Origin of the sequence: Klebsiella sp. NPDC088457, assembly GCF_044900465.1 — a bacterium.
Classification (GTDB): domain Bacteria; phylum Pseudomonadota; class Gammaproteobacteria; order Enterobacterales; family Enterobacteriaceae; genus Klebsiella.
The window spans coordinates 1-21899 of sequence record NZ_JBJDNH010000030.1; the positions used below are offsets into that span (position 1 = coordinate 1).

Annotated in this window: 21 protein-coding genes and 2 pseudogenes; 13 read left to right on the forward strand and 10 right to left on the reverse strand. The window is 52.9% G+C overall.

What is annotated here, in order from left to right:
- Together ACI2JR_RS18495 and ACI2JR_RS18500 are read left to right on the forward strand one after the other, a co-directional pair.
- A partial coding sequence (locus tag ACI2JR_RS18495) for a hypothetical protein (protein ID WP_462479170.1) occupies window positions 1–204 on the forward strand: 204 nt, incomplete at its 5' end.
- A 104-nt stretch (window positions 205–308) separates the two neighbouring features.
- On the forward strand, window positions 309–548 hold the full coding sequence (locus ACI2JR_RS18500) for a hypothetical protein (protein ID WP_462479171.1): 240 nt from the start codon (window positions 309–311) through the stop codon (window positions 546–548).
- Window positions 549–792: 244 nt separating this feature from the next.
- Here the strand turns inward: ACI2JR_RS18500 and ACI2JR_RS18505 are convergent, their stop codons facing one another.
- The 4 genes and pseudogenes from ACI2JR_RS18505 to ACI2JR_RS18520 all read right to left on the reverse strand — a co-directional run bounded on the left by ACI2JR_RS18505 (window position 793) and on the right by ACI2JR_RS18520 (window position 2299).
- Window positions 793–1041: a YqjD family protein gene (locus ACI2JR_RS18505; protein WP_462479172.1), complete on the reverse strand. Its 249-nt coding sequence runs from the start codon at window positions 1039–1041 to the stop codon at window positions 793–795.
- Between the two features lie 44 nt (window positions 1042–1085).
- Window positions 1086–1370: a YqjK family protein gene (locus tag ACI2JR_RS18510; protein WP_462479173.1), complete on the reverse strand. Its 285-nt coding sequence runs from the start codon at window positions 1368–1370 to the stop codon at window positions 1086–1088.
- Window positions 1363–1767 (reverse strand): phage holin family protein, encoded by a 405-nt coding sequence (locus ACI2JR_RS18515; RefSeq protein ID WP_462479174.1) that lies wholly within the window; start codon window positions 1765–1767, stop codon window positions 1363–1365. Before ACI2JR_RS18515 ends, ACI2JR_RS18510 begins: the two co-directional genes overlap by 8 nt.
- A 284-nt stretch (window positions 1768–2051) precedes the next feature.
- Window positions 2052–2299, reverse strand: a pseudogene (locus tag ACI2JR_RS18520) (DinI-like family protein).
- A 1273-nt stretch (window positions 2300–3572) separates the two neighbouring features.
- On the opposite strand from ACI2JR_RS18520, the gene ACI2JR_RS18525 reads away from it, so the two are divergent.
- From ACI2JR_RS18525 to ACI2JR_RS18535, 3 genes and pseudogenes are all read left to right on the forward strand, one after another.
- On the forward strand, window positions 3573–4625 hold the full coding sequence (locus ACI2JR_RS18525) for an acyltransferase family protein (RefSeq protein WP_462479175.1): 1053 nt from the start codon (window positions 3573–3575) through the stop codon (window positions 4623–4625).
- Between the two features lie 712 nt (window positions 4626–5337).
- Window positions 5338–6504, forward strand: coding sequence for a serine-type D-Ala-D-Ala carboxypeptidase DacD (gene dacD, locus ACI2JR_RS18530; RefSeq protein WP_165905620.1), 1167 nt, complete (start codon window positions 5338–5340; stop codon window positions 6502–6504).
- Window positions 6505–6657: 153 nt separating this feature from the next.
- A pseudogene (locus ACI2JR_RS18535) lies at window positions 6658–8093 on the forward strand (capsule assembly Wzi family protein).
- On the opposite strand, the gene ACI2JR_RS18540 reads toward ACI2JR_RS18535, so the two are convergent.
- Window positions 8083–8856 (reverse strand): molybdate ABC transporter permease subunit, encoded by a 774-nt coding sequence (locus tag ACI2JR_RS18540; RefSeq protein WP_132725172.1) that lies wholly within the window; start codon window positions 8854–8856, stop codon window positions 8083–8085. The pseudogene ACI2JR_RS18535 and the gene ACI2JR_RS18540 sit on opposite strands and share 11 nt — an antisense overlap.
- A gap of 14 nt (window positions 8857–8870) precedes the next feature.
- A complete protein-coding gene (locus ACI2JR_RS18545) occupies window positions 8871–9797 on the reverse strand; it encodes an extracellular solute-binding protein (RefSeq protein ID WP_132725170.1) in 927 nt (308 codons plus the stop codon).
- A 242-nt stretch (window positions 9798–10039) separates the two neighbouring features.
- Between ACI2JR_RS18545 and sbmC the strand changes: the two genes are divergently transcribed.
- The 4 genes from sbmC (at window position 10040) to cobT (ending at window position 13402) form a co-directional block, all read left to right on the forward strand.
- Entirely contained in the window at window positions 10040–10513 is a 474-nt protein-coding gene (gene sbmC, locus ACI2JR_RS18550; RefSeq protein ID WP_132725168.1) for a DNA gyrase inhibitor SbmC, read from the forward strand.
- Between the two features lie 98 nt (window positions 10514–10611).
- Complete coding sequence (locus ACI2JR_RS18555) at window positions 10612–11670, forward strand: FUSC family protein (RefSeq protein WP_462479176.1); 1059 nt, start codon at window positions 10612–10614, stop codon at window positions 11668–11670.
- A gap of 168 nt (window positions 11671–11838) precedes the next feature.
- On the forward strand, window positions 11839–12174 hold the full coding sequence (locus ACI2JR_RS18560) for a DUF496 family protein (protein WP_132725164.1): 336 nt from the start codon (window positions 11839–11841) through the stop codon (window positions 12172–12174).
- Window positions 12175–12343: 169 nt separating this feature from the next.
- The gene (gene cobT / locus ACI2JR_RS18565) at window positions 12344–13402 is read left to right on the forward strand and encodes a nicotinate-nucleotide--dimethylbenzimidazole phosphoribosyltransferase (RefSeq protein WP_462479199.1); all 1059 of its coding nucleotides are present in this window, start codon (window positions 12344–12346) and stop codon (window positions 13400–13402) included.
- Between the two features lie 45 nt (window positions 13403–13447).
- On the opposite strand, the gene ACI2JR_RS18570 is transcribed toward cobT, so the two are convergent.
- Window positions 13448–14557: an adenosylhomocysteinase gene (locus ACI2JR_RS18570; protein ID WP_132725162.1), complete on the reverse strand. Its 1110-nt coding sequence runs from the start codon at window positions 14555–14557 to the stop codon at window positions 13448–13450.
- 201 nt (window positions 14558–14758) lie between these two features.
- On the opposite strand from ACI2JR_RS18570, the gene ACI2JR_RS18575 reads away from it, so the two are divergent.
- Entirely contained in the window at window positions 14759–15490 is a 732-nt protein-coding gene (locus ACI2JR_RS18575; protein WP_462479177.1) for an HPP family protein, read from the forward strand.
- Window positions 15491–15509: 19 nt separating this feature from the next.
- Here ACI2JR_RS18575 and ACI2JR_RS18580 read toward each other — a convergent pair whose 3' ends face one another.
- A complete protein-coding gene (locus ACI2JR_RS18580; protein ID WP_132725158.1) occupies window positions 15510–15899 on the reverse strand; it encodes a tautomerase family protein in 390 nt (129 codons plus the stop codon).
- Window positions 15900–16016: 117 nt separating this feature from the next.
- Here ACI2JR_RS18580 and ACI2JR_RS18585 point away from each other — a divergent pair, with 117 nt between their 5' ends.
- Window positions 16017–16940, forward strand: coding sequence for a LysR family transcriptional regulator (locus ACI2JR_RS18585; RefSeq protein ID WP_462479178.1), 924 nt, complete (start codon window positions 16017–16019; stop codon window positions 16938–16940).
- Here ACI2JR_RS18585 and ACI2JR_RS18590 read toward each other — a convergent pair.
- Together ACI2JR_RS18590 and shiA are read right to left on the reverse strand one after the other, a co-directional pair.
- Entirely contained in the window at window positions 16933–17673 is a 741-nt protein-coding gene (locus ACI2JR_RS18590; RefSeq protein ID WP_462479179.1) for a lipoyl protein ligase domain-containing protein, read from the reverse strand. The two genes, ACI2JR_RS18585 and ACI2JR_RS18590, sit on opposite strands and share 8 nt — an antisense overlap.
- A gap of 46 nt (window positions 17674–17719) precedes the next feature.
- Entirely contained in the window at window positions 17720–19042 is a 1323-nt protein-coding gene (gene shiA / locus ACI2JR_RS18595; protein WP_462479180.1) for a shikimate transporter, read from the reverse strand.
- 297 nt (window positions 19043–19339) lie between these two features.
- Here shiA and ACI2JR_RS18600 point away from each other — a divergent pair, with 297 nt between their 5' ends.
- Window positions 19340–19837 (forward strand): putative pterin-binding protein, encoded by a 498-nt coding sequence (locus ACI2JR_RS18600; RefSeq protein ID WP_132725150.1) that lies wholly within the window; start codon window positions 19340–19342, stop codon window positions 19835–19837.
- Window positions 19838–19847: 10 nt separating this feature from the next.
- Window positions 19848–21773, forward strand: coding sequence for a putative bifunctional diguanylate cyclase/phosphodiesterase (locus tag ACI2JR_RS18605; protein ID WP_462479181.1), 1926 nt, complete (start codon window positions 19848–19850; stop codon window positions 21771–21773).
- Window positions 21774–21899: the final 126 nt, after the last annotated feature.

The window sequence follows — 21899 nt, forward strand, 5'->3', positions numbered from 1 at the left end:
TATGTCTCCGACCTGGCCCCGGCGGCATTTGGCGCACGCCCGTCGTCAATTCCTGTTCACCAGTTGAATAATAAAGGGGCGTCGGAAAAATCGGTACGTAACACCACATATCGCGTCGCTATCGACGATCTGACTGATAGCGACCTCGACCCTGCTGATATCGTTGCAGCTGATTACGCAGATAACGTCTCCCGCTTTAGCTAACAACAACTTGCGCCTGTAATAAAAATTGATAGGCGCAACCGCTATTGATCTGCCTCCTCGATAAAACTACTGTATATGCAAACAGTAATTATCAGGAGGCTACAATGCTCCGTCAGTCCGACATCCGAGAGGCTTTTGCCGCCTCAATCGCTATCAATCCCAAAGGGTATCGTTATTTACGCACCAGGGACTTTGTCTGTGAGCTGCAAAGCCGAGGGATACATTTCTCCGGCAATGAAGCGAACAGGTGGATAGAGCGCAACCAGACGTATTTTGTCGACAAAACCACGGACGGTAGCGAGAACCGTTTGTGGATGCTGATGAATATGGGGAGGGTTTTATAGTGGGATTTCCGTCGCCAGCAGATTAAGCGTAAAAAAAAATCCCCTCGCAAATGCTGGAGGGGCTATCTAATCAGGTAATGAGCTATGGGCTAATACACATCAAAGTATAGTAAGAGATTATTAAATATGCAACCCTACCAGATAGCCAAAGATACAGCTAATAGGAGAAAGGGTAATAGTATTTCATTAGCAAAGTTTAGTGTAGGTAAATACATTCCCGTTTAATTATATATGGCTCGTAAGATCACTTACGTCCGATAAGCAAACCTATCAGTAGACCAAATCCTGCTGCAACGGCTACTGCCTTAACGGGATTATCGGTGACTTGCTCACGTACGACTTCTGCGGCATCCTGAACCGCTTGTCCGCCTTGTGCAGAAAGCTTACGTGCTGCACCTTTTGCCTGATGACCATAATCGTCAGTAAGCTCACCATATTTTTGTTGAGCGGCACCAGCAACTTCATCAATTTTGTCTTCAAATTTGTCTGTCATAATCAATACTCCTTATATGATTTACATGTTAGACCTTGTTAACATTATTTTCCGAGAGTGATATATTTGCGGAATAGCCGCATTGTACCCCAAAGCCCGGCCACTCGCCTTACGGTGAGAAGTAATTGCTTTAGCGATTTTCTTTTGCTCTTCAACACTATAATCCCGCCGATTAGGATGAGTGGGCCCCTGAGTCTATAAACAGTACTCCATACTGTATCAACGGGTTGCAATTTGACCATTAAACTTTCGCAAAGCCCATGGATTTCATTTCGTTGAGATGAGATTTCCTTCAGGACTTTAATCTTTTTCATTTGTAATTTATTCATTCCTTTCACCCGTGATGCTGGTTAAATCATTTTTGATCTGCTCACGCGTCTCTGACAACAAGGTGGCGCGACTGGCGCTTATGCGAATGATTATACAAAAGACAATAGAGAGAGAAAATAGCACACCGGTAAAGTACAAAAGAACAGTCTGTTGGTGTAATGGTTCTATGAATAATAAAGTGTAGAGCAGAAGGCTCATTATACCAAATGTCGTAAAAATGAGTGCCAGGCCAATCATTAAAACTAGGCTAAGGATTCTGTTTTTTTCCTGATTAATCTCAATAGTAATTAAGTCCAGCCGCGTAGACGCTGCCTCATAAATCCTGGACAGAAGTCTAGTCGTTATATCAGATAATTTTGCTGAAGGAAGTGTATATGATGTATGTTTCTTTTCCATAAGTAATCTTTCCTTATCACAGAGATAACAGAATGAATTACGCTACCTTAAAATGAATAGTTACAGAAAAAGTAAAGTATATTATCTAAAATATGTCAAAAAAAAGTTGCTTTCTTAACTGTAAACATGAAGGACAGAGTCCTTGATTGAGACTCCGCCGCTCTCGTATGCACCCAAATCCCATTTGATACGAGGCCCCACCCGGTAACCGTATGCAAGAGCTACAGGGTGGGGAGTAACCGCGGGTGTTCATGCCTGCAGTCGGCGCGAACTATACCCGCAACTCAACGTACAAACCAGTCGTCAGCTGTCTCCCAGGCATCTTTCAGAGTATCTTCAATAACTCCTTCGCAATCTCTTTGTCAGTCGCCCACATCACGCTCAGGCCGTCATTGCTGGCCGTCTTCACGATCACCTCAACGGCGTCATACTGTTTGCTGATCCGTCGGGTCATTTCTTCCCGAAGGGCATCCATCGAACCCTTCGGCATTTTTCCGGCTTTCTCTTTGGCTATGCTGATTTCTACACGCATGATAATCACCTCTTTATGCTGGTTGAATATACAGTATTCGGCAGGAGGTGATTACTAGTCAAGCGGGTTATTAAGGCCGGTGAGTACATAATTGAGTACACAAGGTGTCTTTGTTGAATATTAATCACATTAATATCAATTAATTAAATCAACTTGTTCGTAGTCGTGGAAAAGAAAGGAATATTGCCGCTCACTATCTGCCATCATTTTAGTCCAATTATGTTAATTAACTAACTGTTTTGTAAATATAAATGATATTATTAACGTCTAATATTATGTATGATATGAAAACATAGTTGTTTACTGTTCGCTATTATCTATGTGATATTGTAATCTGAAGAGATACTAAATCTATCATGGCTGTCGTGAAATTAAATTGCTTATCATCCATGGTAAACTATATTCAGCCCCATAAGAAGTGGTTGATGCTGGTGAGTTGAGGGGGAGAAGGCACCGCGTCTGGAAATTAGAGTTGGTTCATCAGCCTCTCTCAAAGATACCAGTTGAACAACTGTAACGCTTCTTGAACTTTACTGCTGTTACGTCAGGGAAGCATATTAATGACCCATAGTAGAATATGGACATGCAAGCACGCTGACGGATGATTATCTTCAGGAAAATTATTCATCGACAACAGAGAATAATTAGGGGGGCGTTTATGTAAAAGTGATGCGTTTGCCAACTCTACTTGAGAAGTGGCGAGCTAAGCATTAATCTGTGCGATACTGAAGTCAAGTGGATATCTGAAGAAACTGGAAAAGACGCATTGCTAATGTGGTAATATCTGGTTAACTCAGCAGTGGTAAATACTGATGTCGGGCTGGGACTTGACTTTTCCGCAGCAGCAACTACTACATTAACGATTCAAATTAAAAACTGTTATCGGCTCTGGTGCACGGTGGTGGGCCCCAAACTATCTCAAATACTACATGTAACAGTGAGATACAAGGAAACAATGTTAAATGTAGGAAATGGTCAACAAGTGGCCTCGTTTGCCTCGTTTCTCGTTTATTGTGCTGATGGAGAGATCGTTATTCAGTATGCAGCAAGTTGCCGTATGCCTCGTTAACTCTGGTTAACGAGGCATACGGCAAGCAGTAAACATACCCCAGCCTTGGTGATGGTCAAGCAAGTGTTATCAGTGCCATAATGGGGATCCGGATGTTAACGGTATATGAGAAAGTGAGAGCAAAACACTACCAAAGACGAGATGGATTTGTTACTGTTTATAGCAGCATTCATTTTTATAAAGATCCTAAATGGTAGGGATATAATGAACAATAGAATTGTTGGTTTAGATTTGCTCCGATCAATTATTATGATATTTGGTCCGACTTTTCATGCATCTATGCTTATGGATGGGGCGTTTGGTTTTGATGGGTATTTTTCACAAACAAAAGTAACATATTCTATTTTGCATTATACAAATCCCTTCAGAATGGAGTTGTTTTTTATAATATCAGGTTTTTTTGCCTCCTTGGTTTTAGAAAAAAAAGGTATTGCTCATTACTCCGAAAGTCGAAAGCAAAGAATACTTAAACCAACAATTGTTGCCTTGGTAGTTATACTACCGCTTACATGTATACTAATGTATGGGATGCAGGGGTACACAGACTTAAATGGATATTTTTCTTATAGGCATCTGTGGTTTTTAGTGACTTTGTCATTTATTAGTCTCTTAACACTTATTAGCCCCTTGTTTATCTTAAATGCTGCAAGGCAACTGGGTGAATATCTTAATAAGAAATCATTTTTCTCTATAACAGTTTATTTTTGTAGTGCATTGATATTTTTTCAATTGATCTCAAGAGTAGCAACAAGAGTGTTACCAGAGTCGATAGAAATATTGTTTCAAGTTGGTAATGTTCTTTTTTATATAATGCCATTTTTCATTGGTATGGTTATTTTCTATATTGTAAAAAAACCCACAATAAAAACAATTGTTTTTTACGCAATTGTATTTACCGTGTGGTATTCTTTTTCTGTATCATCTATGTCTTACATGAGTCTGCCTGGTCTGTCCAAGACTTTGATGAAAGATATATTTTCTACGATTATGTGTCTGTCCGTTTTTTATTTCTTTTTCTCTCTTAAGATTCAATCAAATAAATTAATCTCTGAGCTTTCAAGGGTGGCTTTGCCGTTTTATCTTTTACATTTGCCTGTGTTGATACTATTATCTGGAGTTTATTCAAGAGTTGTGAATGATAATTCTGATACACTGTACTCGTTGACCGTTATACCGCTTACAATGTTTTTAAGTTATTGTGCGTCATGGTTCCTTACTAAAAATAACTTGGTGAGAAGAAGTCTGGGGTTAATTTAAAAAATTGATGACTTATTGTAGGCTATTATTCAAATAATGGCCTGCAATAAATAGTGTTTTCAGAATTACAATTGCATTTATTGTGGATTAGTCATTTTTATCATGGGGTTAAGTTTCCGCTATACTGCTTCTTTATTTATGCTCTCCGAAAATAGTTCAGGAATTGATAGTGGAACGTATATATGTTGGATTAACTGTATGTAGTAAGAGGATAGAGCCAACCAGAAGGCACCGATGGATCATGTTAGTACAAAAGTCCCCTCTCCCCTAACTAACGGTGGAATGAATTTGTTGATAAAACACTTCAAATGCTGGAGTACGGTTCTGCCCCACTGCATACTGTGAATTATGGCTATTTAGAGGTAATGACAATTTACAGGCATTCCCTGTATATAGAGCTTTATAGCCTCATCAATATGAAATTGGATACAGCTTGTAAGACTGTGGTTATTATATCATGCTAGCGTTTTAAATATAATAAGAATTGTAGTTTTTGAAGAGTTACATAATGTTAATTTGAATCACTTATTTAACATGATAATCACTAGGTTGAAAACTATGTAACGGCTTTTTTATATCCAAAAGAAGATGGGAACTCTATTCCCTAGGACAATGTCTTAATCGTGTCATATTTTCTTGCAATTAAACCCTGATTCGAAAGGAGAATTTCCGTAAAAAGGACGGCGGATCTGTAAATCTAGAGGATATGCCGTTGAAAGGCCGTTTTTTTATTGCTGTTACTTTGCTCGCTTCGAGCGTTTCTTGCGCATTCGCTGGCAATGATTTTCCCGTCACCGTGACGCCACCTGCCATCCAGGCAGGCTCCTGGGTACTGATGGATTACACCACCGGGCAGATATTGACTGCGGGGAATGAACACCAGCAGCGCAACCCTGCCAGCCTGACGAAATTAATGACCGGTTATGTCGTCGATCGCGCCATCGACAGCCACCGTATCACCTTTGACGATATTGTCACCGTCGGCCGCGACGCCTGGGCGAAAGGCAATCCCGTTTTTAATGGCTCATCGCTTATGTTCCTTAAACCCGGCGACCGGGTCAGCGTGCGTGATTTAAGCCGCGGCTTAATCGTCGATTCCGGTAACGACGCCTGTGTGGCGCTGGCGGATTACGTGGCCGGCGGGGAAGCGCAGTTTGTGGCGATGATGAACGAGTACGTCGAGAAACTGCATCTGCAGGACAGCCATTTTGAGACCGTGCATGGTCTGGATGCGCCAGGCCAGCACAGCTCCGCCTACGACCTGGCGGTGCTCTCCAGAGCCATCATTCACGGCGAGCCGGAGGTGTACCATATGTACAGCGAAAAAAGCCTGACGTGGAACGGCATCACCCAGCAGAACCGCAACGGACTGCTGTGGGATAAAACCATGAACGTCGACGGCCTGAAGACCGGGCACACCTCCGGCGCCGGCTTTAACCTGATAGCGTCCGCGGTGGACGGTCAGCGGCGGTTGATTGCCGTGGTGATGGGGGCCGAGAGCCCGAAAGGTCGCGAACAGCAGGCGGCGAAGCTGCTGCACTGGGGGCAGCAAAACTTCGATACCGTCCAGGTGCTGCAAAAAGGTAAAATGGTCGGGAGCGAACACATCTGGTACGGCGATAAACAACAAATCCAGCTGGGTACCGACCAGGATTTCTGGTTAGCGTTGCCGAAGTCGGAAGTGTCGCGTATCAAGGCCAAATACGTGCTGGATAAAAAAGAGCTCGAAGCGCCGATTGCCGCCAATCAGCGGGTCGGAGAAATCTCGCTCTATGATGGCGACAAAGTGGTTGCCCACTGGCCGCTGGTGACGCTGGAAAGCGTCGGCAAGGGCGGACTATTCTCGCGAATGCGCGATTATTTCCAGCAAAAGCTGTAACCCTCCTGCCGCTCTTTGATCGGGCGGCATCTTTTCTGGCGCGACATTGTTATGGCGCTGGTTGGCGCTTCGTTTAGTTTCAGTCCATTACCTTACCTGCTCACCCTTCAGGAAATACGCCGGCGCCCGCGCGCCGAAAATGGAGCTGGGAAGATGAAATATTTTGCGCGTCGCGCGCTTTCTCTGGGATTTTTTGCTGTATTGAGTACCCCAGGTTTTGCCTCTGGTCTGGTTCCGGGCGATAACGAATTGCGCAATGATTTAGCATGGTTATCCGATCGTGGAACCCTCGCCTTGAGTTTATCGACCTGGCCCCTGAGCGAAGAGGAGATTACCCGCGCGCTGGCGAATGCGCATCCGACCACTTCAGCCGAGCGGGGAGTGTTAATCCGGGTCGAGCGGCGACTCAGGTCACTAAAAACCGCTGTCCGTATCAGCGGCTACAGCTCGACGGACAGGCCGGGGACGCCGCAGGGTTTTGCCCAATCTCAGCCCGCGGATCGCGCGCTCTCCCTCGCGCTGAATACCAGCGGCGAAGGGTGGGATCTGCATCTGCAGGGCAATGTCGAAGGGGACAAACGCATCGACAATGGGTCCGCGGTGAATGCCAACGGCGCTTACGGGGCGGTGAAGCTGTGGAACCAGTGGCTGGCGTTTGGGCAAATTCCGCAGTGGTGGGGGCCCGGCTATGAGGGGAGCCTGATCCGCTCCGACGCCGCGCGGCCGCTGACCGGTTTTCTGCTGCAACGCGCCGAACAGCAGGCGCCGGAGAGCGCCTGGCTAAGCTGGATCGGCCCCTGGCAGTACCAGATTTCCGCCAGCCAGATGAGTCAGTACGCCGCGGTACCGCACACCAAAATCTTCGGCGGCCGCCTGACGCTCTCGCCGTTTTCCTCCCTGGAACTGGGGGCTTCGCGCATTATGCAGTGGGGGGGCGAGGGACGGCCCTCCTCGTTTGGTAGCTTCTGGGAGGGGCTCTCCGGGCGCGATAACACCGGCGATTCGGCGGACGATCCCGGCAATCAGCTGGCGGGCTTTGATTTTAAACTGAAGCTGGCGCCGACCACGGGCTGGCCGGTGAGCGTCTACGGGCAGATGATCGGCGAGGATGAAGCCGGGTATCTGCCGTCCGCCCATCTCTATCTCGGCGGCGTGGAAGGGCACCACCAGTGGAATAGCAACGCCATTAACTGGTACCTCAGGCTCACGATACCCGTTCGAATATGGGGCGCACCAACTACGTCTACAACCACTTTATCTATAAAGACGGCTATTACCAACAGGGCTACCCGCTAGGCGATGCGCTGGGCGGCGACGGAAGGCTGTATGCCGGCAAGGTTGAGCTGGTGACCGAGGAGAACCAGCGCTGGAGCGCGCGTCTGGTCTACGCCGAGGTGAACCCGGAAAATCAGCGGATTAATAAAGCGTTCCCGCACGCCGATACGCTGAAGGGCGTGCAGCTGGGCTGGAGCGGCGACGTGACGCCAAAGGTGCGCCTCAGCACCTCGGTGTGGTATACCGACGCCGGCCACAGCGACAGCGACGACCTGGGCGCCAGTATGGGGATTGAACTACCGTTTAGTTTGTAGCCGGCGGCGGCGTTTTTCGCCGCCACGTCGCGCCTCTTCCCAACGCAAAGCAGGCCAGCGGCAGAGGCAGGGTGACGATCAGCAGCATCCACAGCAGGGTATAGACCGCGTCAACGCCGTCGTTTTGCAGATTGGTATAGAGTTTGACCGGGATCCCCTGGGGGAAGTAGGCAAAGATCATCACAATGCCGAACTCGCCGACGGCGCGTACCCAGGCCAGAGCCACCGCGGAGGCCAGCCCCGGCAGCGCCAGCGGCAGGGCGAGAAAACGAAAACGGTTCCAGCCCGAGGCGCCCAGCGTTTGCCCGGCTTCAAGGATCGCTTTCGGCACCGTGGCGAACGCCGAGCGGGCGACCACGATAAAGTAGGGTAGCGCGCCGTAGACCTGAGCGAGGACAAAGGCGGCGGGATTGTTGACCAGCGTGACGCCCATCCGCGTCAGCCACTGGCCGGCCAGTCCGTAGGGGCCATAGGCGCTGACCAGTAAAATACCCATCGCCAGCGGCGGGGTCAGCAGCGGGATCATCAACAGCAATTCCGCCAGCAGACGCGGACGACCGCGGGCCTGCGACAGCCACCAGGCGGTCGGCAGGCCTATCGCCACGATCGTCGCCAGCGCCAGGCACCCCAGCCCCATCGACACGAGGATCGCATCGTCGTCGCGCCAGGCAAGGCGCAGATGATGCCACGGCGTAACGCTGATTAAGGTGAGAAAGGGGACGCTGAGCAGCAGCAATGCCGGCAGCGAGAGCCAGCCGGCAATGCGCCCGGCGCGTTTTACCTGGCGTATAAATTATCTCCTTTCGCCGCGGCATAGCCGTATTGTTTAAACAGCTGCTGCCCCTGGGCGCTTTGCATGAACTGGACAAATTTTTGCCCTTGTTCCACGCCGTTCGGGGCGTTTTTCAGCACCGCGGCGTAGAAAACCAGCGGCTGAGTATGCAGCGTCTGGTCTTTACCGGCGCTGTCCTTAATGGTGAAACTGACGGTGTCGTACCACTGTTTCGCCATTGCCGGGTTGCTGAGGTTAATTTCATCGGGCAGCGCGACGTACGGCAGGTGCGCGGAGATCACTTCACTTTCATAGCCCGCCGCGGCATCGACCTGGCCGCTTTCCAGGCGGCTCAGCAGGCCGCCTTCCTGGTGGGTCTGCGCCGGGTTTTGCAGTTCGCCGAGGATTTTTTCACTGATGCCCGGCTGGCGGTAATACTTCTCGGCCAGCAGCAGGGTAAAGACGATATTCTGGCCTTTCGGATCGACGTACGGGTCGGTGCGGCCAAAGCGGACGTCTTTCTGCGACAGTAGATTCAGCCACGAGGCATCCTGATTTTTATTCGCCGCGGCAAATTGCGCGGCGTATTTTCCTTTCGGGCTGTACGCGACCACCATGCTGGTGCTGGCGACCGGTATCGCGTCGTCAATCAAACCGGCGTCTTTCAGAATCTGCATCGGACCCGGGGTTATTGAGACAAAAACGTCGGCGGTCAGCTTATGGCTGGCCAGCAGGCGCGCCATGCCGTAGGCGCCCTGGCCTTGTCCCTGATAATCGCCGTTTTGCGCTTTGGCAAACGCCGGGCCTAGCCCCTGATCCATGACCTTCCCCATCGAACCGGCATAGGTGACGCGAATATCCTGCGCCATGGCCGCCGGGGTCAGCTGCCACACCAGCAGCGCCATGAGCGTGTACTTGATTTTTCCTTGCATAGGTCCTCTTTATCGTTATGTCGTTATTTATATAGCGAGTATCGATAAACGGCCGGGCGAAGACAATGAAAGCGAAGGGCGCGTTGAGGTGCGGTTGAAGTAAACGCCGCGTGGAAAGCGGGCGACGTCATTTTTCAGCCTCCGGCGATGGCGACTCTGTGAATCAGCGCACATACTGTTTTCTGGCTGCCTGCTACATTGCATGTATATATATACAGTATTCAATCAATCGCGGAGGCAACATGAACTACAGCGTGAAGTCCGTCGGCAACAAGAAAATTGCCGGTTTTCATCTGGTAGGGCCCTGGGAGCAGACCGTTAAACAGGGCTTTGAACAGCTGATGGCCTGGGTCAGCAACAGTCAGGTGCCGGCGCAGGAATGGGTTGCCGTCTATTACGATAATCCCGATCAGGTTCCGCCTGAGAAACTGCGCTGCGATACGGCGGTGACGGTCGCCGATGATTATGTGATCCCGCCGAATAGCGAAGGGGTGATTCTGACCGAGATTGCCGGCGGTGAGTATGCTTTCGCCCGCGCGCGGGTGGTGGATCATGATTTCTCCACGCCGTGGCTGCAGTTCTTCAACAGCCTGATGCAAAGCAAGGAGTATCAGATTGCGGCACAACCCTGCTTTGAAGTCTATCTGAACGATGGCAATCAGGACGGCTACTGGGACATTGAGATGTATGTCGCGGTCGAACGTGGCGGGAAATAAACGGGCGTCCCTGCTACAGGCAAGGTTTTTTAGATTAGCGTGCTGCTTGTGCTGAAAAAGCAGTTACAATTGGCCTTTGCTTCTTGCTGGAGAGGGCCGTGCGCGCTGATAAATCACTAAAGCCTTTTGAAATTCGCCTGTATCGCCACTATCGGGTGGTACACGGTATTCGGATCGCTTTGGCTTTTGTCCTCACATTTTTGTTGGTACATCTGCTGAATGTCCCGGAAGGGACCTGGCCCCTGATTACCCTGGTGGTGGTGATGGGGCCGATTTCGTTCTGGGGCAACGTGGTGCCGCGCGCCTTTGAGCGTATCGGCGGGACCATTCTTGGCTCGGCGCTCGGGCTGGTGGCGCTAAAACTTGAGCTTATCTCCTTACCCATCATGGTGCTGTGGTGCGCGGTGGCCATGTTCCTCTGCGGCTGGCTGGCGTTGGGCAAAAAACCGTATCAGGCGCTGCTTATCGGCATTACCCTGGCGGTGGTGGTCGGAGCGCCGCCGGGCGATATGCACACCGCGCTCTGGCGAAGCGGAGACGTTATCTTCGGCTCGCTGCTGGCCATGCTGTTCACCGGTATCTGGCCGCAGCGGGCGTTCCTGCACTGGCGGATCCAGATGGCCAGTTACGTTACCGCCTTCAATCGCCTCTACCAGGCCGGGTTTTCCCCGAACCTGGTGGAAAGGCCGCGGCTGGAAAAACATCTGCAACAGGTGCTCAACGACGTGGTGAAGATGCGCGGGTTGATTACGCCGGCCAGCAAAGAAACCCACATCCAGAAGGCCATCTTCGAAGCGATTCAGACCGTCAGCCGCAACCTGGTCTGCATGCTGGAGCTGCAGATCAACGCTTACTGGATTTCGCGTTCTGGCCATTTCGTGATGCTGAACGCCCATACGCTGCGTGAAACCCAGCAGATGACCCAGCAAACATTATTGACCATCGCGCATGCGCTGTATGAAGGTAATCCGCAGCCGATTCGCGCCAACAGCGAAAAACTCAATGAGATCGTTGCCGAGCTGCGCGAGCTAATGAAAGCGCATCAGGGGGATAACCTGGCGGAAACGCCGATCCACGGCTACGTCTGGTTGACGATTGAACTGGCGCGCCAGCTTGAGCTGCTGTCGAATTTGATCTGCCGCGCTTTGCGTAAATAACAGCCAGATGCGTGCAATTTACCCACCGGTTGCTTCGATTCAGCAGCATTTAGGGGTATGATAAACATAAAGGAAAAAACATTGTCATCCGCGGCTGCTAACAGTTATGTTAGCCCTATATAGCAGTCGCTTTAGCGAATCCGAATCTCAAATATTAGGGGTGTAAAAATGGAAACAACTAAGCCTTCTTTCCAGGACGTACTGGAGTTTGTTCGCCTGTACCGTCGTAAGAACAAGCTGCAGCGTGAAATTCAGGACGTTGAGAAAAAGATCCGTGATAACCAGAAGCGCGTACTGCTGCTGGACAACCTCAGTGACTACATCAAACCGGGCATGAGCGTTGAAGCTATTCAGGGCATCATCGCCAGCATGAAAAGCGATTACGAAGATCGTGTTGATGATTACATCATCAAAAACGCCGAACTGTCGAAAGAACGTCGCGACATTTCCAAAAAGCTGAAAGTGATTGGCGAAGCGAAGGTCGAAGAGAAGATCGCTGAGTAATCACGCTGTACCCTGCCCGGCGGCGACTCGCGCCGCCGGGGATGCCCCCTCCCTCTGATTGATATCCTTCCCCCTGAGCGGCGAACCGCCGTGTAACGCTGCCTGCGGAGTGCGACGCTGTTTGCGACGGGCGACGGTAAATCACCTGAAAAATGCTACGAGGAACATGATGGACACTCTTTCTGCTTTCATCGCCGCCATTCCGCTGCCGGATCGAACCGCGATGGCCCAGGCACAAGTGCATCTGGATGGTTTATTAAAGCCACCGGGCAGTTTAGGGCGTCTGGAAGCACTGGCCGTACAGCTGGCCGGCATGCCGGGGTTGCAGGGGCAGCTGCGTCTGACGGAGAAAGCCATCGTGGTGATGTGCGCCGACCATGGCGTCTGGCATGAAGGGGTCGCCATCTCACCTCAGGTCATCACCGCGATTCAGGCGGCCAACATGACCCGGAAAAATACCGGCGTTTGCGTACTGGCGGCACTGGCGGGGGCGCAGGTACATGTGGTGGACGCCGGTATCGATGCGGATCCGCTCCCCGGACTGGTGAATATGAAAATGGCGCGCGGCAGCGCCAATATTGCCCGCACCGCGGCCATGAGCCGGGAGCAGGCGACGACGTTGCTGCTGGCGAGTATACGTTTTACCCGGGAGCTGGCGGCTGAGGGCGTCAGATTGTTTGGCGTCGGCGAGCTCGGTATGGCTAATACGACGCCGGCGGCGGCGGTAGTCAGCGTGCTGACCGGGCATGATGCGCGTGACGTGGTGGGGATCGGCGCTAATCTACCGGTATCGCAGCTGGCGCACAAAGCGGATGTCGTACGCCAGGCGATCGCCGTCAACCAGCCGCAGCCTGAAGATGGCCTCGACGTGCTGGCAAAAGTGGGGGGCTTCGATCTGGTCGGCATGACCGGCGTTATGCTGGGGGCCGCCTCCTGCGGGCTGCCGGTGGTGCTGGACGGTTTCCTCTCCTATGCCTCGGCGCTGGCCGCCTGTCGGCTGGCTCCGGCGGTTCATCCTTACCTGATCCCTTCGCATCTGTCGGCAGAAAAAGGGGCGTGTATTGCCCTCGAGCACCTGCGGCTGGAGCCCTATTTAGATATGGGGATGCGTCTCGGCGAGGGAAGCGGCGCAGCGCTGGCGATGCAGCTGGTGGAGGCGGCCTGTACGGTATTTAATGAGATGGGCACGCTGGCTGAGAGCAATATTGTATTGCCGGAAAGCCGCTAAACCTGAATCAGGGCGCCGATGGCGCCCTGAACTCGTTGCGGGCGGCTATAGCGCTTTTTGCCAAACGTTCTGCGGCAGCAAATAGACCTCTGCCGCGGCTTTCATGCCGTCAGTCACGATGTGATGGATCCCGCTTGCCATCACCGCCAGGGTCACGTCAAAGGCGTTGAGGCTATCACCAAACCCTGCGGTTAAATTCAGCATCGAGCCGTTAGCCATCAGATAGACGGTTTTATTCTCCATCCGCCAGGCGTTAATGTACGGCATCACCTCTTCATGGCTGAACTGCCGCAGGTACTCACAATCGATCTCCTCCGCGACGTGGCCCACGTTGAGGATAAATACGCCATCTTTGGCCTTATCCAGCGCCTGGCGGTTGACCACTTTTTTGCCGCCGGTTGCCGTTGCCACCACATCGGCTGCGGCGATGGCCTCCTGCAGGTCGACGACGTGCCAGCCATCATAGGCGGCCTGCAGGCGACGGGCGGGGTCGATTTCCGCCACCATCACCTGTCCGCCAAAGGCTTTGGCCGCCGCTGCGACGCCCTGGCCCACCAGACCGTAGCCAATGACCAGTACCTTTTTCTCATGCAGGGTCAGATGCGTGGTCTGGAAGAAGGTATGCCAGGCGGTGAGGCCCACCATATGGCGATTATGCAGACCCTCTTTAACCGGCAGGTCATCCCAGTTAAAAATAGGGTAGCCCGGGCGGATATCGCCAAGACGACTGACGCCGGAGCCGGTGGCCTCAAGGCCCGCCACGATGTTGCCAAACTCGCCGCGCTGGTGGAGCAGGGTAGTAATATCGGCCCCCATTTCGCACAGATGGGTGGGGCCCCAGGCGATGGCTTGTTCCCAGGAGCGCCGCCAGTCGGACTCGCTCATATCGCGCCAGGCGCAGGCTTCCGCGCCGCGCTCTACCAGCCAGGCAACCACCTCATCCTGGACGGTGGTGGGGTTACAGGTGGTTAAAAACACTTTCGCCCCTTTTTCCAGAATCCCCTGTACCAGCGGGATCATTTTCATATCCAGATGCATACAGCAGGCCAGGCGAACGTGGCTCAGGTCGGGAAGGGCGGCGACCTGACGCAGGGTACGCGGCATATTCTGGCTGGCCCATGCCACTTCTTTTACTAAATTTGTCTTATTATTCACTATATTATGACCTTCAATCCGTAGAGTGGGTGAAACCCTGGTTAGGGAAAAAGATTCTAACGTAGTGTGCGGGAATCACATAACTGCGGCGTATCGCTAAATTCCGGGGGGCGGTAGCCATGATAAAGATAAGGTTGTTAAAATATGGTTAAAAAAAGACAATGAAGCATAAGTTATGATTATGACGTGGTGAGTTGTCAGATGTTAAGCGTGTTACCCTCCGCTCTGTTTTCGCGGTTGCGCATTTTTTTAGGACGCCTCAAGCCGCATGCGCTGCCGGTTGCCAGAAAACATATTCTCCTCGGATCGATTGGCGCGGGCACCGGACTGGCTGTCACCAGTATGTTCAGCCACTGGCTGCTGGGCGAGGTCAACTTGTGGTTTATCGCCCCGATGGGGGCTTCCGCGGTGTTGTTGTTTGGGGTCCCCAGCAGTCCGTTAGCCCAGCCGTGGTCAATTGTCGGTGGCAATGTGCTTTCGGCACTGATCGGCGTCACCGTCGGGCTGCTGGTTCCCAACCTGGCACTGGCCTGCGGTCTGGCTGCCGGGCTGGCCATCGCGGCGATGTATTTTCTTCGCTGCCTGCACCCGCCCGGCGGCGCCGTGGCGCTGACGGCAATCCTCGGCGGAGCGGGCATCCACAGCGCGGGATACCACTTTGTGCTGACTCCGGTGCTGCTGAATTCAGCCATGCTGGCGCTGCTGGCCATCATCTTCAATAATCTGGTCGGGCGCCGCTATCCGCATCCTCTAGCGGCGGAAGAGGTTAAACCTCAGGTCGTCCCGCTGGGCATCCCGGTAACCCGGGAAGATATTCACGCCGCGCTGCTTGACGGGCAGTTCCTCGATATTGATGAGGATGATGTGCAGGAGCTGCTGGAGAATATCGAGCAAAAGGCCCGCCTGCGCATGGCCGCCGCGCCGCGTTCGTAGCGGCTGCTGGCTCCGCGGCTCACAGCTCCCCGGTCATATACTGGGCGACGCCGCGGCCAAAACTCCAGTCGCCTTGCTGATTGCCGATCACGGAAATCATTAAATCATCCGCGCTCAGCCCGCAGTGCTCCTGCAGCTCAGCGAGCAGCGTGGCGTAGAACAGCTGCTTCTGCTCTTCGCTACGGGGACTGGTGAATACCCGTACCACCACCAGACTTTTGCTCCGCGTCAGGCCCAGCCCGGTATCCTCAATCACCATATGGTGTGCTTTATTTTCGTGAACAATCTGGTAACGGTCGCGCTCCGGCACTTTAAAGGCCCGGATAACGGCACGATGAGCCGCATCCAGCAGGGTTTTGATTTCGCGTGCAGTTCGACCTTCAATCACATCAAATGTCAATAATGGCATGGCGGGCGCTCCTTGAGTCTGTTGATGAAAAAGCTGACACCCATAAAGCTACCCCATGCCCTGATGAGCAAAAACCGCTATATTTGAATTCATTGTTTTTACTGGTGAACAATCACTATGAGCGAAATCCGCCCCGAGAGTTACTGGACCCATCTGTACTGGCTGACGGTGCTGGAGGAGCAAAAGAGCTATACCCGCGCGGCGGAAAAGCTGGCGGTCAGCAAATCGGCCATCAGCCAGAAAATTAGCGAACTGGAGCGTATTACCGGCAAGACGCTGGTACATCGCACTACCCGCAACGTGACGCTGAGCGAAGACGGGCTGCGGCTGGTGGCCGAGCTGAATGAACCTTTCGGCCAGCTGCGGGACATCTTTAGCGCAACCTGCGATGAAGGCAGGCCGCTGCGGGGGACGTTGCGGGTCACGGCGCCGGTGGCGTTTTCCCGTCAGCAGCTGGTGCCGGCGATTACCCCGTTTCTGCATCAGCACCCGCAGCTTCAGCTACAGCTTGAGGTTACCGATCGGCTGGTATCGTTGGCCAGCGAGGGATTTGACCTGGCGATTCGCCACTGCCGCCGGGAGGCGCTGCCGGATACCCACGTCGCGTGGCCTCTGTGTCAGACCGCGACGCTGATTGTCGCGTCGGCGGAGTATATCCGTCGTTTTGGTCGCCCGGAGGGGCCCGAGGCGCTGCGTCACCATCAGTGTCTGACCTATCCGCGCGGGCCGCAAAGCCCGGAGTGGACATTTGCCTCCTGTAATGGGCGCTCCGAACGTGTGAGCGTGAAGGTTCATGGGCCTTTCGCCACCAATAACAGCGAATCGCTGCGCGATGCGGTGCTGGCGGGGCTGGGGATTGCCCTGCTGCCGGATTTTAGCGCCCGGGAGGCGATTGGCCGCGGCCTCGTTCAGGAGCTGCTGCCAGGCTGGCGGCCGGTGGACGTCTTTGCGCCGCAGCTGTATGTCATTCGGCCATTTGCGCCGCGCGTGTCGCGGGCGGTGGAAACCTTCAGCCGTTATCTGAAGAGCACTTTCAGCTGAGATCCGCCAGCTGCGCCATCAGCGCCTGGCGGAAGCGGGGAAGTAACCGGGTTTCGCCGGGCAGGAGCTGCGCCAGCGTGACGGTCTTATCCGCGCGATAGACGCGGCCGCTGTTGAGCCGGGTTTCAAATTCGTTGGCCGCCTGATGGGCGGCGAGCAGGTCCGCTTCGAGTAATATCACCGCGTGGGCGAGCACCACATGGCCCTTGCCTTCGGGCAGCGGCCACCAGTACTGCGCGGTACCGGCAATTTTACGCACATTGTCGCCTTCGCCGCAGGCCAGATTGTAGCGCCCGTCGCAGAAAGAGCCGCTGACCGCCTGAAAATGACTGCTGACGCCGAATGTCGCCAGCGTACGTTGCAGTAGCCCGCAGAGCAGGAGATAGATCGGCTCTGCCGCTTCGCCCAGCGGCTGAGACACCGGCCAGGCAAGGCTAAGGTTGATAATCCCCGGCCCCTGCGGCACCAGCCCACCACCAGAGCGGCGTAACCATACCGGCCAGCCGCGTTGAGCAAAGCGCGTGCTGACCGCGCTGAGCTCGCTAAATTTGCGGTAGCTGCCCGGCACGACAAATCCCTGCGGCGCCTGCCACAGCTGGGCAACCGCTTCACCGCTGCGGGCCTGCTCAAACAGCGGCTGTTCGGCAAGCGTCGGATCCGGGCAGTGCTGCAGAGGAAGCTGTTGGTGATGAAACCCGCTGGGCCAGCAGGCCATTCGGCTGTCCTGAATCATGATATCTCCTTTTCTGGACGGCGCTTTTCCGCCGTCCGCAATGCGCTCAGGCGTGAGGACTTTTTTTCATCAGCATCGCCGTGACGGCAGAGAGCAGGCAGCCGACGGTCAGGTAAATCGCCACGCTATGCCATGAGCCGCCGGAGAAGGTGACGAGTGCGGCGGCGATAAAAGGCGTAAAGCCGCCCCCGACGACGCTGGCGACCTGATAGCCGACTCCGGCGCCGCTGTAGCGATAGCGGGCGCCAAACATCTCGGTGAACATCGGCTGCTGTACGCAAACCACCATATCATGGGCGATATTGGCCAGCATCAAGGCGAAGAACAGGATCCAGAAATACGACTGGCTTTCCAGCGCCATAAAGAACGGAAAAGCGCTGAGGGTACCGATCAGCGCGCCGGTGATGTAGATCCGCCGACGGCCAAAGCGGTCAGCCAGCCAGGCGAAGCAGGGGATCGTCAGACAGCTAATCCCGCCGACCAGCAGGCCGATGTTGAGGAACAGTTCACGCGGCAGGCCGAGGTTCTGCGTCGAGTAGTTCAGGGCGAAGGCGGTGACGATATACATGGTCAGCAGTTCGCACAGGCGCAGGGCGATTATTAGCAAAAAAGCGCCGGGATGGCGGAATAGCGCTTCGACGACCGGCAGACGCGGCTTCTTTGGTTGGCCAGGGGCTGCACGCTGCTGATCTTCGAACTCGGCCGATTCGGCCATGCCGTGGCGGATCCACAGCGCGGCCAGCACCAGCACGACGCTGAACAAGAAGGGCAGACGCCAGCCCCAGCTGAGGAACTGTTCATTGCTGGTGTTGGCGCTGATCAGCGAGACCAGACCGGTGGAGAGCAGCAGGCCGACGCCGTAGCCGACCTGGACGCCGCTGCTGTAGAAGGCTTTTTTCTTTTCAGGCGCGCTTTCCACCGCCAGCAGCGCCGCGCCGCCCCACTCGCCGCCAACGGCGAAGCCCTGAATCGCGCGCAGGGTCACCAGTAACACGGGGGCCCACCAGCCAATCTGGTTAAAGGAGGGCAGCAGGCTGATACAGGCGGTGGCAATTCCCATCATCCAGACGGTCATCATCAACATCCGTTTCCGCCCGAGGCGATCGCCAAAATGACCGAAGATAATGCCGCCTAAGGGACGAAACAGAAAGCCAACGCCGAAGGTGGCGAATGCGGCAAGCGTGCCCATCGCCGGGCTAATCTGCGGGAAAAATTCGCGGTTAAATACCAGGGCGGCGGTAATACCGTAAAGCAAAAAGTCGTACCAGTCGACGACGGCGCCGGCGAAACTGCCCCATGCGGCTCTTCTGGCGCGGCTGAGCGAACAAGGTTCTTTACCGTGGCGGGGGGAAATCAGCGTTGAGTCCATACCTGTTCTGTCCTGTCTGTTACAAAGTTTGTAATTATTGGAATGAGACGCAGTCATAGCCGCATCTCCACAAAGACTACCGCGCGCCAGGACGAGAGCAAAGATTTTTAGCGAACGCTCTGCGTTAATGGCAAAAAATGTGCTTTTTATCACCAGGTGTAAACATGGGATCGGAGGGTTCTGAAAGCAAAAAATATTTTTAATTAAGAACCTCACAACCCGTAGCCTGACCGCTTTTAAGAATTGACATGAATGGTTTACAATTAACCTATCTCCAATTCCGGAATGGTGAGTTAAATGCGTCTACTTTTCGCAGTTTTATTTTGTGTTATGGTTTTACCGAATGCTTTTGCAGAAAAACTGCCTGCGCCAACGGGAAAGCCCGTTTTAACCATTTCCGGCCTGATTGGAAATACAAATGAAGGTGATACTGCGGTGTTTGACCTCGCCGCGTTAGAAAAGCTGGGGATGGAGACAATCGTCACCACCACGCCGTGGTACTCCGGTAAGGTCCGTTTTGACGGCGTTTCCCTTAGCAAACTCATGGATTTAGTTGGCGCAAAAGGCAAATCCGCGCGGGTCATCGCCCTCAATGACTATACGACCATTGTTCCCATCAATGACTTTCAGCAGTTCCCGGTTATTCTGGCTTTAAAAATGAATGGCGAATATATGCGCATTCGCGACAAGGGGCCTTTATTTATTGTCTATCCGTACGATAGCAGCCCCGATTTACAGAATCAGATCTATTATTCCCGTTCGGCATGGCAAGTTTCAAAAATTATCATTGAGTAAGGGTTTGATCTTGAATCGAATACTTACTGCCATTATTTTGTCGCTTTTCATCATCACCGGATACATTACCTATCTGGTGCATGAGCGTCAGAGTGAGTTGCAAAAATTAACCCGCTATACCGACTCCTGGTCAGTCGCGCAGATGGTTTCCGAATATATGCGGCTGGAGTCGAGTTTAAGCGGCTTTGCGCTCGGTGTTGATAGCATCGATCGCGATGAGGTTCGCCTGCGTCTGGAGATCATGTTGAGCCAGATTGAGCTGCTGGAGCAGGGCGATCTGGGCAATTTTATTCGCAAAGATACCCGGCGCCAGGCCACCGTCGATAGTTTGATTCATATCTTGCATCAGCTCGACGAGCAGCTGGATACCATGACGCCTGCGCAGATCAAGCCGGTGTTGCGGGCGATGAACGCGCTTGATGGGCCGATGACCTCAATCGCCTCAACGTCGCTGGCGCAGGATATCGACATTGTTAATCTGACTCACGATAAAATACAAAATCTGTATTATATCTATTCAATCATCTCGATCCTGCTGATTATTATGTGTATTTCGTTGGGATTGCTGATGCTTCGCCAGAATAACAACCTGCGTCGCGCCCACGTGCGTATGAAGCTGCTGGCCAACGATCTGCAGGCCTCAAAAGAGAAGCTGCAGGTGCAAAACCGTCGCCTGCAATATGATGCGTACCATGATTCATTGACCGGCATGCCTAATCGGCTCTCTTTCTGGCAAAAGCTGCAGGAGATCGTTAATCAGGTCAGGCCTTATCACGGTTCCGCGGTGGTGATGCTGTTTGACCTCGATAATTTTAAAGACGTGAATGATTCGCTGGGCCACGATGCCGGGGATAAACTGCTGCAGGAGCTGGCCAGCCGTCTCTCTTTCTTCCGTAAAACGTCTGAAACGCTCTACCGCCTGGGGGGCGATGAGTTTGCGCTTGTCTCCTGTGATTTGAGTGAAGAGATGGCGCTGGAACGGGCGCATATCATTCGGGAAAAGATCAGTCAGCCGTATCAAATTTATGACTCGCTGATCAATATCGGCGCCTGTATCGGCATCGTGATATCCGATCGGGAGAGCCGTAGCGATTATTTATACAAATGTGCCGATCTTGCGCTGTACGAGGCGAAAAAAGAGGAATCCGGGACGGTAAAAATCTTCCGCCCGGGCATGCTGCAGCGTCTGCAGGAGAATAAATCCTTTGAGGACGATCTGCTGCAGGCTCTGGATAATGGCGAGTTCCAGGTCTATTACCAGCCGATAGCCGATACGGTCAGCGGTGAAATCTATGGTTATGAAGCGCTGGTGCGCTGGTTCCATCCGCTGCGCGGCGTGGTGCCGCCAACCACCTTCATCCCGGTTGCTGAAAAGACGGGGATGATCAACCCCCTCGGCGAGTGGGTGCTCAGGACCGCTTGTGAGGAAGCGGCCAGCTGGTCTTCACCGCTTAAGGTTTCGGTTAACGTATCGCCTGTTCAGTTGATTAACAGTTCGCTGACCGAGATGATCGTCTCAGTCCTGAAAAAAACCGGCCTCGATCCGCATCGCCTGGAACTGGAAATTACCGAGTCGGATATGTTTAACGAAAACACCCGTTCCTTAGAAATTCTCAGCCAGCTCCGGGAACTGGGCATACAAATTTCCATCGATGATTTCGGTACCGGCTACTCGTCACTGTCGCGCCTCAGCTATTTCCCCTTTGATAAGATAAAAATCGACCGCTCATTTGTGATTAATATCCCGATGCAGAAAGACGATCTCGATATTGTCCGCCTGATTATCAGCATGGGGAAAAGTTTACATATGCGCATTGTCGCCGAAGGGGTCGAGACGGAAGAGCAGTTAGCTTCTTTACGGCAATTAGGCTGCGATTTGGTCCAGGGTTATCTGATTGGTAAACCTGGCCCGCTGAATAGATCGACACCGCGATAATTCTCTTCTCTTAATTATGGTGGTTCTGAATTTTAGAACCGCCATTTTTATATTTAAACCAAATTAACCCTTATTGAGTATAAATAGGGGTAGGCAGCGAGAAAACAAAAAAATAATACCCTTAGC